We start from the raw sequence: 12341 nt of genomic DNA, 5'->3' as shown, positions 1-12341 counted from the left end.
GATATGCAGCCGAAAGCCGACTGCAGAAAGCCGACAGCCCATTTATTTAATTAACAAAAACAAAATAATGAAACTCTGGGGAATCGATTTGGGAGGGACCAAAATAGAATGCGCGGTGCTGGATCCCGAAAGGAATCTGGAAGTAGTGGTACGAATGCGCGTACCGACGGAATCCGCGAAGGGCTACGACCATATTCTGTCGCAGATCAAAAAACTGATCGATATGGTCGCCGACCAGGTAGGTGAGCGGCCGCGCAAGATTGGCTTTGCAACACCTGGCGTGCTCGAACCGGACTCGCAGCTGATGAAGAATTCCAATACAACCTGCCTCAACGGTATGCCGCTGAAGGCCGATCTGGAAAAGATCCTCGGCGTTCCCTGCCAGCTCGCGAATGACGCGAACTGTTTCGCGCTTGCCGAAGCACTGATGGGTGCAGGTAAGGATTACCACGGGGCGGAAGTTGTTTTCGGGGTGATTATGGGCACGGGTGTCGGCGGCGGGCTTGTAGTGAACAACAAGATCATCGGCGGACACCATGGTATCGGCGGCGAATGGGGACATAATATCCTCGAAGAAGGCGGCGAGCCCTGCTATTGCGGAAAAGCCGGCTGCGTGGAGCAGGTGATCTCAGGCCCGGCGCTGGAACGTTATTATGAAAAACTAAGTGGAGAGAAAACTCCCCTGAAAGCGGTGCTTGAAAGATATCACGGGGGCAACGACGAACATGCCCGGGCTACCATCGAACGCCTGCTGGAATATTATGGCCGTGCGATTTCCACGCTGATCAACGTCATCGATCCGAACCTGATCGTAATAGGTGGTGGCGTTGGTAATATCGACCTGCTTTATACGGCCGGTTACGAGCGTATCCGCAAGTATATTTTCAACAAAGGAATTGTCACGACGCCTATCGTCAAACCCAGGCTCGGCGACAGCGCCGGGGTTTTCGGCGCGGCGCTGTTGTAGCGGGATCGTACCGTCAACGTCCCGGTATCCGGCAGCCCGGCTGGCACGATACCGGGACTTTTTGTTGCCTTTCATTTGAAAGAATCGGCAGTAAATGAGTAATTTATATGACTTCTTAGGTCAGCTTTTCCAACACCCATTAGTCATGTATACCGCTACCGGCACCCTCATCAACCGCATCCGGTCCATCGACACCGTCCGTGGCCTGATCATCATCATCATGGCCCTCGACCATGTGCGCGACTTCTTTCACATTGCCGGCGCTACCGGCGATCCTACCGATCTGACCACTACCACGCCTGCGTTGTTTTTCACGCGGTGGATCACGCACTATTGCGCACCCAGCTTTATGATGCTCTCGGGGCTGTCGGCCTATTTGTCCGGCCTCAACAAAACTCCGGCGGAGAAGTCGGTATTCCTGATCAAGCGCGGCTTTTGGCTCATTCTGGTTGAAATCGTGTTTATGACCTTCGCATTCACGTTTGACATTACTTATAAAACGCTCTTTTTCGCCGTATTCTGGGCCCTGGGCGGCGCGATGATCGTGCTCGGAATTGCCGTGCGTTTCGCTTCGCCGAAAACCGTCCTGATCCTGGGGCTGGCGTTGGTGCTGGGGCATAACCTGCTGGATTATGTGAAGTTACAGGAAAACACCCCGGCCGATATATTGCTGCGCATATTCTTTACCGGCAGGGGTACATTCCTTCCACGACCGGATGGCGGTGCGGTCATTTTTTTGTATGTGATCTTTCCCTGGGCAGGTATTATGATGTCGGGTTACGGATTGGGAATGCTGTTCAACCGTAATGCTGACCCGGTAAAACGCAGGAAGTTACTCGTCCTGGCGGGCCTTGCGATGACGATCCTTTTTGTGGTTATAAGGCTGATAAATGGCTACGGCGATCCGGCGCCCTGGTCGACTCAGGATAGCGGCATCAAAACGCTCATGTCCTTCATGAACGTCACCAAGTACCCGCCGTCGCTTTGTTTCATTTTCATGACGCAGGGGCCGGTTCTCATCTTGCTAGCCCTGACCGAGCATACAGACAATGCATTCAGCCGCATTTGTACTGTTTATGGCCGGGTGCCGTTCTTCTTTTTCCTCGCGCATTTTTACCTCATCCACCTGATGACCCTGGTGGTTGTATTTCTGTCGGGCTATACCTGGCAACAGGCTACGGACGATAGCTTGTTCTTCAAATTCAGACCCAACGATTTCGGTTATCCGTTGGGGCAGACATACCTGATCTGGATAACGATAGTCGTTGCTATGTACGGACCTTGTAAATGGTATGGCGAGTACAAAGCCCGCAAGCGGACGTGGTGGCTAAGCTATTTGTGATTCATTTTAAATTTAAAACATATATGAAGCAGCTGCTGTTCTTGTTCTGCCTCATTGCTCCGTTCTTCGCTGGTGCCCAGGTTCCGGAAGAGCACTACCCGGTGGACCCGGCATCGGAGGAACATCCAGGCGTTCCGAAGGGCGAAGTTTTGAAATTCGTTTTCGATAAATCCCGAATTTTCCCTGGCACCTGGCGCGAGTGTTGGGTTTATGTGCCCGCGCAATACAAGCCCGATGCGCCTGCATGCGTGTATGTGAACCAGGACGGTATCCAGTGGAAGGCACCTACCGTGTTCGATAACCTCATCCATCAAAAGGAAATGCCGGTGACGATCGGGGTGTTTGTGATGCATGGACGCTTAAAAGCGGCCAATCCCGATGCTGCCAACGACCGGTTCAACCGCAGTTTCGAATACGACGGCCTGGGCGATGCCTACGCGCGGTTTATCCTGGAAGAAATCCTGCCCGAAGTGGAAAGACAAAAAACGAGCGACGGACGGGCAATACGCCTGTCCAAAAACGGTAACGACCGTGCAATAGGAGGGTCCAGCAGTGGGGCTGTCTGTGCATTTACGGCAGCATGGGAGCGCCCGGAGGCATTCTCGCGTGTATTCAGCGCGATCGGCACATATGTGGGTTTACGGGGCGCCGACCGTTATCCGACATTGATCCGGAAAGTCGAGCCGAAGCCGATCCGCATTTACATGCAAGATGGCGCCAATGACCTTAACATTTACGCCGGCGACTGGTGGATGGCCAACCAGACCATGCTGCGCGCGCTCACTTTCGCCGGCTATGAAGTGAAGCATCAATGGGGTGAAGGCGGCCACAATGGCAAACAGGGCACGTCGTTGTTCCCCGATGCGATGCGTTATCTGTGGAAAGACTGGCCGGAACCGGTCAAACAGGGACAGTCTCAGAATGCACTTCTGTCGGCATTGCTGATTCCCGGCGAAGGGTGGAAAAAAGCGGAAGATGCTTTTCCAATTATTGGTAAACCGACACCTTCAAGCACTATTTCTTTGAAAACACTCAAAGCCACCAGCGCGGCCCTTTCGCCTGACCGGACATTGGTTTACACGGTTGACTCGACCTCGCATTGGGTATATTCCTATCAGATCCAACCGAACAGGAAACTAGCGTACAGGCAGCGCTTTGGTTGGCTACATGTATCGGATGCTGAAAATAAAGCAGCGGCAACCGGCATTGTTTGCGACCGCGACGGCCGGATCTACGTAGCTACGAATATCGGTGTACAAATCCTCGATCAGACCGGCCGTGTGAATGCCATTTTGCCGTTGCCGGATGGCAAGGCAACCAAGATTGCTTTTGGCGGAGGCAATTTTGACGTATTATACGTGGAAATCAATCGTAAAAGTTATGGTCGCAGGCTAAAAACCTGCGGAATAAATCCGGAAGAAGCGCCCAACAAGCCGGACGCTCCTAAGTTATGAGTATTTAACCGTTTGAAAGCACCTAACCGTTCAGAAAGATGGCCAGAATCACCAGTGCACCGGCAGCGAGGCTTATCGAGCCGGCAAACGGAAAGAAATAGATGAATTCGATGATTCCCATGGCGACATAGCCGATTCCGATAGGTGTGAGTACTTTGCGGGCAATATCGTTGTTACTATCGGCGAACCTTGCGGCAGACAGAATCAGCGCTATCGACATACCGTATACGACAAAAAGGATGAGGCCGTAACCTTCAAAATAATCGCCCATGCTGCGCATGACGCCCATGAATTCGAACTTGGGGCCGGTCATTTGCCTGATCACCTCCTGTTTGGCGGGATCAGGCGTTTCTTTCCAGGAAAAATGCCCGAAAAAGTGGCCGATTAAATGAATGAGAATACACAGCACGGCAAGGCGTAAGATGAGTCTGGGTTTCATTGGTAGCGTTTGATTTAGTTTACCATTCCATCACAATGCTTTCGAACTCGCCCAGGCGATCGAGCGCGACGTGGATCTTGCCGTCTTTCCAGGTGAAGTTCAGAGGCTTGCGGTTTGTCAATGTAAATACTTTTTTGTGGTTTTTTCGACATGCCGATCGTGAATCGCAGATCGTGAACGGGAAGCGGTTCGAAATAGGTGTTTCCGCTGAAACCGGTGAGGTTGATCAAATGCAGAATTTGGCCGTCGGAGGTGTTTTTAGCCCGATTTTCATAAGAGTTCTTGGTGAATTCCTTCAACACGGTTTCGACCCGGGCGGGCGCGTTTGTCTCTAAGTTTTGTGCAGTATCCGGTAGCAAATGGCGGATCATATCCAGCAAAAGGTTTTTGTGCTCCTGGTAGCCGTGGATGTAGTAAATCTTGCCGAGATTGGCCGGAAATAATGCCGCCTTACTGTTCGGATGATTCTTGATAGCCAATGCAAAATAGCCGGTGGGGTCGTGCCCCCCCTATGATCTCGGGTGGGCCCGGGCGGCCTTTTGCCAGGACGGGCAGTAGTTTCCGATCGGCACCGGAAAAGTCATAAAGTCCCAAATTGAACTTCCAGAAGAGCATTCGCTGGCCTTTGAAGCTTTTGAAAATGCTCCGGTCGTCGGGAACGAGGTAGTTACCGGCGCCGTCGTTGTCCTTTTTCTCGATTTTAGCGCCAAAAAGCGATTCCAGGGTTTCAGGACTATCAAATAGCGTCCGGTTGGTGGCAATGAGGTTTGTACCCTGGCGACTGGCTTCTTTCAGAATACGGATAGCGTCCGGACGGAGGTAAGTGATCTCCGGCATGATGATCAGCTTGTAGCCCTTCACCTTTTGTTCAAGGTGGGCAATCTGGCTATCTTCCACAATGTCGAACGGAATATGCGCCTCGCGGAGCATCAGCTGAATACCGCGATATTCCTGCATCGGTTCGCCGCTTGGCCACGCGCCCGGTGCGATGACGGCGATCTTCGCCACGGATTTGTATTTGCCGAAATAGGCCTCATTCTTTTTGTGAAAGCCGTACACTTTTCTGAAAACCGGGTAGCTGCGCTCGTCTTCATACCCGCGCATGTCGCCCATCATGCTCATATCCAGGCCGGAACCATTGGCGATGTTTTCGTATAGCCTGATCCGCGTTTCTTCCGGCTCCACCGCATTGTACCGCGACTGGAAGGAAATCTGCTGGATGCTTGCATTGCTGATAATGTGGTCGGGAAAGGAGTTGACGGCATTGCCGACGTTGTCCGACGCCGTGTAGGGCCAGTAGGGCAGGGTAGTCATGCTCTGCGACTCGTGACGGATGATGTCCACAAACTTGTCGGAATAGGTACAGATCGCAATCTGCTCGTTTTTGGCTTTAACCAGCTTATGCAACCGTTCCGACCAGTCTTCGACCGTTACTTTTTTAAACTCGAGGTATTTCTGAAAAAGCGGGTCGGCTTTGTTCTCTTCCACCGGCAATGCTTTCCCGCCGCTGAATTCGGCAAAACGTTTTTTGTCATACTCGTTCTGGTCGATGCCATGATATTTGCCTTCGTACGGGTTGTTGACCTGGTAGCCCGGCATATTGAGGAAAATACCGTCGATAGGGAACATATCGATCACCTCTTCGACGATTTTGAAAGCCTTTTCCTGCACGTAGGGGGCATTGATAGATACCACATACATATCCGTATTGATTATGCGCTCGCCTTTTGGTGAAATATAACACCAATCGGGATGGGCCTTGAAAATGCTTTCATGTACGCGACTGAAATCGAACCGGACAATTACCCTGATGTCCTTTTCGTGGCACTTCCGGATGACGTCCGCGAGTACATTATTGTCCTCCAAAAATGGGTTGCGATAGTGGAAATCCAACCTGGTAGGGTAGAATGCCATAATGCCGCCTGCGTTGATCAGCAGTGTGTTCGCGGAGCAGGCAGCGAGATCGGCTACGATCGAGTCGGCATTGATGGTCGCGGCTTCGTAGGCCGGGAGGTTCATTTGAATGACCCTCAGATTGTTTCTTTTCCACCAAAGGTCCGTTTTGTTTTGCGCCAGAAGGCAGCTTGCGTTCAGAAGGAGGTAAAGGAGTAAAATGCGGTTTTTCATGCCGGGGTAGTGGTTTGGTGGAAAAGGGCGTTTCCACATTTCATCTACTGGGCCCGGATTGATTGATTTTATGATACCGGCAGGAGCAATATTCGGCTGATCTTCCTATTTGTTTCCGGCGAAGCATGCTACTCGCGGTGCCTGTAACCGAATGCGACGAAGAACAGGAGCAATCCGACCAGCCCGAGTGCCCAGGACAGGGAAGTCATTTCGGCAATGACGCCGATTAACGCCGGCCCCGCAAGCTGGCCTGAATAGCCGAGAATGGTTACGGCCGATAGCGCAATGGAAGGGGGGATGTTCGGAATGCGCCCGGCGGCGGTGAAAAATATGGGCACAACATTGGCGGCGCCCAGTCCGACCATCACAAAGCCTGCCAGCGCGGCAATGGCCGAGGGAATCAGCACCGCTATGAGGAAGCCGGCCCCGGCGAGCAATGTGCCGTAAAAAACCACTTTGGCAGGACCCAGCCGGTGAATGATATTATCGCCGGTTAATCGCATCACAGCCATTGCCACCGAGAACGCCGCATAGCCGAGTCCCGAAAACGATGGATCAAAACCGCGGGAAAATTGGAGGAAAACCGCACTCCAGTCCAGCAAGGAGCCTTCCGCGAGGAAAAGGATAAAACACATAATGCCCAGAAGCGCTACGGGGCCCTTGGGTAAAACAAAGCTGGTGCCGTCCATTTTCGTTTCCTCCGAATGCGGCAGCAGGTAGCGTGACTGGGTTACGGTTATCAAAACCAATAATGCTGAAATAGCGACCGCCGCATAAGTCGGGGAAAGTCCGGTTTTGATCAGAAAGCCAAGCCCGATGGAGCCTATCAGGCCTCCGAGACTGAACATTCCATGAAAGGACGACATGATATGGCTCCCGTGCCGCTCCTGCACTACCACCGCCTGCGCATTCATCGAAACATCTATCGAACCAATGCCCGCGCCGAAAACAAACAATGCCGCTGCCAGCTGGTAGGGCGAGCCCGCCAGCAATAAAAGGGGAAGAAGCGACGCAATCACAAGCGCCGAAACGATCGCTACCGTGCGGCTGCCATATTTGTTGATCAGCAAACCGGTTACAGGCATTGTGAGAATAGCGCCCGCTCCCAGCGCCAGTAATACCACTCCCAGGTCGGCTTCGTTCAACCCCAGTCTGATTTTAGCAAACGGTACCATCGGAGCCCAGCTCGACAAGCCGATCCCACATACGAGAAATATTAACAGAGTGGCTTTCCGTGCGGCGCTGATCCTTAGTTTTTCTTCCATAACGATAAATGTTGTGCTTGCAAATTAATGCAATAATTCTCATGATATTGCAAAATATCGCAAAATATTGCAGCGAAACACATGTGTTTTGTTCTGTCGGCTGCATCAAAAAAGAAGGCCAGGTTACGACCTGGCCCCTTTTACTGATCCATCAGATGTTTTTCTTTTTCGATTCCTTGACCGCAAAGTCCACGGCCCGCGCGGTGAGCGCCATGTAGGTGAGCGACGGGTTCACGCACGATGCGGACGTCATACAAGCGCCATCCGTCACAAACACGTTTTTAACGGCGTGGATCTGGTTGTTTCCATTCAACACCGATGTTTTAGGGTCGCGACCCATGCGGGCGGTACCCATTTCGTGGATCGCCATACCCAGGTAAGAGCCATTGTCGTAAGTGCGGACGTTTTTGACGCCGGATTTTTCGAGCATTTCGGCCGCGTCGTTCATCATGTCCTTGCGCATTTTCTTCTCGTTTTCGCGGAGGTCGGCGTCGAATACAACCGCCGGAATTCCGAATTTGTCTTTTTTATCCTTATTCAGGTACATGCGGTTTTCGTGGTAGGGCAATGTTTCGCCGAAACCTCCGAAACCCATGGTCCAGTTGCCAGGGGTGGTCAGTTCTTCCTTGAAATCGGCACCGAACGCAAGTTCGGCGACGTTACGCTGCCATCCCTGACGACCGCCACCACCCTGGTAGCCGAAGCCGCGCAGGTAGTCGCGTTTGTCGGATCCTATATTGCGGTAGCGGGGGATATAAATACCGTTTGCGCGGCGACCGAAGTAATATTTATCGAGATCACCTTCCCAGGTACCGCTTGCGCCGGTGCGGAAGTGGTGGTCCATCAAATTGTGGCCCAGCTCGCCGGAGTCGTTACCCATTCCGTTCGGGAAGCGGTCGGAGGTGGAGTTGAGCAGCAATGCGGTGGACGCGATTGCGCTCGCACACACGAAGATGATATTGGCAAAAAACTCGCGCTCCTGCAATGTAACCGTGTCTACTACGCGCACGCCCGTCGCGCGGCCGCCCTGTTTTTTACCGTCGTAAATAATCTCGCGCACCACCGAGTCGGGGCGGAGCGTCAGCCGCCCGGTTTTCATCGCCGGCGGCAAGGTCGATGACTGGGTGCTGAAATACGCGCCGTAAGGACAGCCATACGAGCAGCGGTTGCGGTATTGGCAGGGCCCGCGACCACCGTCCAGCTGGATTTTCGTGGGCTGCGAAAGGTTGGCCACACGTCCGATGGTCATCACCCGGCCCGGAAATTCTTTTTCGAGACGTTTGCGTACTTCCTTTTCAACATGGTACATATCCATCGGCGCAATGAAGTCGCTGTCCGGCAACTGCGGCAAGCCAAGCTTTTCGCCCGAGATACCCACGTGTTTTTCAACATAGGAATACCACGGGGCAATGTCTTTGTAGCGGATCGGCCAGTCGACCGCAATGCCGTCTTTCAGGTTTGCTTCAAAATCCAGGTCGCTCCAGCGGTACGACTGCCGGCCCCACATAATGGATTTCCCGCCGACAATGTTCGGGCGGAACCAGTCAAAACGTTTCTTTTCCTCATAAGGCTGGTCCATATCGTTCATCCAGTACTTTTCGGTCATTTCGTTGTACGGATAATCGCGCGAGAGGAACGGGTGTGTTTCCTTTTGTTTGACCGTCAGGCGGCCATTATATTGGGTCTCCCACGGAGCTTTCAATGCATTTTCGTAACCCGTAACGTGTTCGAGGTTCTTGCCCTTTTCGAGCATGAGTACTTTCAGGCCTTTTTCGGTCAGTTCTTTCGCCGCCCAGCCGCCGGAAACTCCGGAGCCAATTACGATGGCGTCGTAGGTGATGTCTTTTTTTGCGTCGATATTAAGATTCGCCATTTTTCTTACAAGAGTTTGGGATTGTCAGGGAATAGCCAGGAGGTCATGCATTACCAGCCGCTACTGCCCCGATTGAATGTTTTCCAGTTAAAGTGCCCAGCTTTTTTTGTCCTTTCGGCATGGGCCAGCTGCCTTCGAACCGGCCGGGGATCGGCAGGTAATCAAGCGCTTGCGTGGCGCCGATTTCGGAAGTGAAATAGCCGGTTACGGTCAGTCCCTTCATTTGCAGGAAAAAAGGCTTGTCGGAAACGGTGGTCTTTTTGATGATGTCGTTCTTTTGCGCGGAGTCCAGCGCGGTAAACTCTTTCGAATAGGTTTCTTTGGCCAACGCATTCACCTTGGCCAGGCCATCGTAAAACTTTTTCTGCTCATCCATGGGATAGCAATCGCGCATGACGCGTACAATAAACTTCTCGGCACCGGCGGCTTTGGCGCCCGGCGTGCCGGTGGTAGGGATGATCACATCGGCGACTTCCGCAAGCAGCGCTTCCTGCTGATCGGATATTTCGAGGGAGGGGCCGAAATTCAGGCGTTCGCCATTGATGCCGGCCAAAAGCGGGGCGGAAATCGCACCGCCGAGCAGGAAGGTTATTCTTTGAACAGCTTCTCTACGGTTCATGGTCAGGTTATTAAGTCAGGAAATCCAAATAGGTAAAAAATATCTTTTAAAGATAATAAGAATGCAGATTCGGGCATCATTTAGGGGCGTTTTTCCCGATTGTTAACCGAAAAATACCAGTTGCTCATCAGATTTCCGGTGGACCGGTTCCATCCATGATATTTGAAACATATTATTGAACTCGGCTGGGAAAACAGATTAAGTGCTGTTGAACGGTTTAAAGGTTAAGTAATAGAGGAACGTTGAGTAAATAATGCGGATATCTTCCCTGAGGTTCAGGGAAGATATTTTTTGGACATAGCTGAAACCCCATTTGTCGAAGCATAATAACCTGACTAAACGAATCGCCGAGATTGCCTGCAATGCGAGAGCCTGGCGGATTCCTTGTTGGTGATCGAAGCGAGAGAGGCCGGAGACTTCCGGCCTTTTTTCATTGGGTATTTGGAGATTTTATCCTATAATTCGGGCCGGTGGCGGCCGCTCCGGGGGGCGGTTTCGCGGTTTTATTCATTTAAAAGTAATATCAATGGAATACAGACAACTGGGAGGATCGGGCCTGAAAGTCCCTGTACTGAGTTTTGGTACCGGCACATTTGGTGGTACCGGCGATTTCTTTAAAGCGTGGGGCAATACGCAGGTCGATGAAGCCAAAAAGCTCGTAAAGCTTTGTATGGATGCTGACCTCAATTTTTTCGATACGGCCAATGTGTACTCGCAGGGATTGTCCGAAGAAATTCTCGGCAAGGCGATCATGGGGCTGCGCGACAGGATCATTCTCTCTACAAAGGCCACTTTCAGAATGGGCGACAAACCCAACCAGTGGGGTTCGGGCCGTTTTCACCTGATCAGGGCCTGTGAGGACAGTTTGCGCAGGTTGCAGACAGACTATATCGATATTTACCACATGCATGGTTTCGACGGCACCACACCCGTGGAAGAAACCCTCAGTGCGCTGAACGACCTCATTCGAGAAGGAAAAGTACGCTACATCGCATGTTCCAACTTTTCCGGCTGGCATCTGATGAAATCGCTTTCGGTTTCGGAGCGCTATGGCTGGGCCAAATACATCGCGCATCAGGCACATTACTCGTTGCTGAGCAGGGAATTTGAATGGGAGCTTATGCCGCTGGGGCTCGATCAGAAGGTGGGGACGATCGTGTGGAGCCCGCTGTCGGCGGGGCGATTGAGTGGGAAATACCGAAGGGGGCAGCCCATTCCGGCCGACGGCCGCATTGCCCAGGGCGGGGGCGAAGGTCCGGAAATTCCCGAAGCGTTTTTCTTTAACCTGATTGACGTGCTCGATGCCGTTGCGGCGGAAACCGGTAAAACCGTTGCGCAGGTAGCCCTGAACTGGCTTTTGCAGCGCCCTACGGTGAGCAACGTCGTTATCGGGGCCCGGAACGAAGAGCAACTGAAGCAAAATCTCGGCGCGGTGGGCTGGAATCTCACACTCGACCAGGTGAAGCGGCTCGACGAAGCGAGTGAAAAACCGCCGATCTATCCTTATTGGCACCAGCGGAAAAATACGAAACTGAACCCGCTGCCTGATTTTTATGGTCCGCTTGCCTGCCGGGAATAAAGCGCTCCGGAGGCCACGTGTTTTACCTGGCCTCCGGAATGTACAGGCCATGCTGCATGGCATATACGATGAGGTCGGTCGTGCGGCGGACTTTCAGTTTGTCCATCACGCTCCGGTGGTAATATTGCACGGTATGCGCGCTGAGTTTCAGTTCGTAGGCGATTTCTTTGATCGTGTGGCCACCGCAAACTTTTTGAAGTACTTCTTTTTCGCGGGGAGAAAGGTGCATGATCACTTCTTCCTCTGTAAAAACACTGTTGATCAGGCTGTCGCGAATTGCCTTGCCGATATATTGCTTGCCCGAACTGACCTGGAAAATCGATTCCTTGAATTCTTCGAATGGCGTTGATTTGGAAAGGAAGCTGTTGGCACCGCGGCGGATGGTGTGCTTGATCGTCTGCACGTCGGTAATCGTCGAAAGAACAATGACCTTCATTTCTTTTGGAAGCGTGGAACGGCAAATGTCCAGCAGTTCCAGGCCGTTCGACCCATTCAGGCCCAGGTCCATTACAAGGATATCGGGAGGAGCTGCGCTTCTTTCGGAAAGAAATTCTTTGCCATCGGTATAGGCATCCACCTTGGTTACTTCGGGTTGCAACCTTAAAAGGTTCTGCAGGGCATCGGCTAAAAGGAGGTGTTCGTCTACTAAAACTATATTCATAGAATAACTTTAATT

General features: G+C 52.2%; 10 protein-coding genes. 4 read left to right on the top strand and 6 right to left on the bottom strand.

The window, feature by feature from the left end; all coding sequences use genetic code 11:
* Window positions 1–64: 64 nt before the first annotated feature.
* The 3 genes from ABV298_RS04280 to ABV298_RS04270 all read left to right on the top strand — a co-directional run bounded on the left by ABV298_RS04280 (window position 65) and on the right by ABV298_RS04270 (window position 3763).
* Complete coding sequence (locus tag ABV298_RS04280) at window positions 65–967, top strand: ROK family protein (RefSeq protein WP_353723136.1); 903 nt, start codon at window positions 65–67, stop codon at window positions 965–967.
* Window positions 968–1112: 145 nt separating this feature from the next.
* Window positions 1113–2309 carry a heparan-alpha-glucosaminide N-acetyltransferase domain-containing protein gene (locus ABV298_RS04275; RefSeq protein ID WP_353720951.1) on the top strand — a complete coding sequence of 399 codons (1197 nt, stop codon included), beginning with the start codon at window positions 1113–1115 and terminating at the stop codon, window positions 2307–2309.
* Between the two features lie 23 nt (window positions 2310–2332).
* A complete protein-coding gene (locus tag ABV298_RS04270) occupies window positions 2333–3763 on the top strand; it encodes an SMP-30/gluconolactonase/LRE family protein (RefSeq protein ID WP_353720950.1) in 1431 nt (476 codons plus the stop codon).
* A gap of 22 nt (window positions 3764–3785) precedes the next feature.
* Here the strand turns inward: ABV298_RS04270 and ABV298_RS04265 are convergent, their stop codons facing one another.
* The 5 genes from ABV298_RS04265 to ABV298_RS04245 all read right to left on the bottom strand — a co-directional run bounded on the left by ABV298_RS04265 (window position 3786) and on the right by ABV298_RS04245 (window position 10086).
* The gene (locus tag ABV298_RS04265) at window positions 3786–4202 is read right to left on the bottom strand and encodes a hypothetical protein (protein ID WP_353720949.1); all 417 of its coding nucleotides are present in this window, start codon (window positions 4200–4202) and stop codon (window positions 3786–3788) included.
* Between the two features lie 450 nt (window positions 4203–4652).
* Window positions 4653–6329, bottom strand: a complete 1677-nt coding sequence (locus ABV298_RS04260; RefSeq protein WP_353720948.1) for an alpha-amylase family protein — start codon at window positions 6327–6329, stop codon at window positions 4653–4655.
* 128 nt (window positions 6330–6457) lie between these two features.
* The gene (locus ABV298_RS04255; RefSeq protein ID WP_353720947.1) at window positions 6458–7594 is read right to left on the bottom strand and encodes an MFS transporter; all 1137 of its coding nucleotides are present in this window, start codon (window positions 7592–7594) and stop codon (window positions 6458–6460) included.
* Between the two features lie 151 nt (window positions 7595–7745).
* Window positions 7746–9467 (bottom strand): GMC family oxidoreductase, encoded by a 1722-nt coding sequence (locus ABV298_RS04250; protein ID WP_353720946.1) that lies wholly within the window; start codon window positions 9465–9467, stop codon window positions 7746–7748.
* A gap of 43 nt (window positions 9468–9510) precedes the next feature.
* The gene (locus tag ABV298_RS04245) at window positions 9511–10086 is read right to left on the bottom strand and encodes a gluconate 2-dehydrogenase subunit 3 family protein (protein WP_353720945.1); all 576 of its coding nucleotides are present in this window, start codon (window positions 10084–10086) and stop codon (window positions 9511–9513) included.
* 526 nt (window positions 10087–10612) lie between these two features.
* Here ABV298_RS04245 and ABV298_RS04240 point away from each other — a divergent pair.
* Window positions 10613–11665 carry an aldo/keto reductase gene (locus tag ABV298_RS04240; protein ID WP_353720944.1) on the top strand — a complete coding sequence of 351 codons (1053 nt, stop codon included), beginning with the start codon at window positions 10613–10615 and terminating at the stop codon, window positions 11663–11665.
* A 22-nt stretch (window positions 11666–11687) separates the two neighbouring features.
* Here ABV298_RS04240 and ABV298_RS04235 read toward each other — a convergent pair whose 3' ends face one another.
* Entirely contained in the window at window positions 11688–12326 is a 639-nt protein-coding gene (locus ABV298_RS04235) for a response regulator transcription factor (protein ID WP_353720943.1), read from the bottom strand.
* Window positions 12327–12341 lie beyond the last annotated feature (15 nt).

Source organism: Dyadobacter sp. 676 (assembly GCF_040448675.1).
In the GTDB taxonomy this organism is placed as follows: domain Bacteria; phylum Bacteroidota; class Bacteroidia; order Cytophagales; family Spirosomataceae; genus Dyadobacter.
Note: the sequence above shows the minus strand (reverse complement) of the source record. Positions and strands in the feature narration are given on the sequence as shown.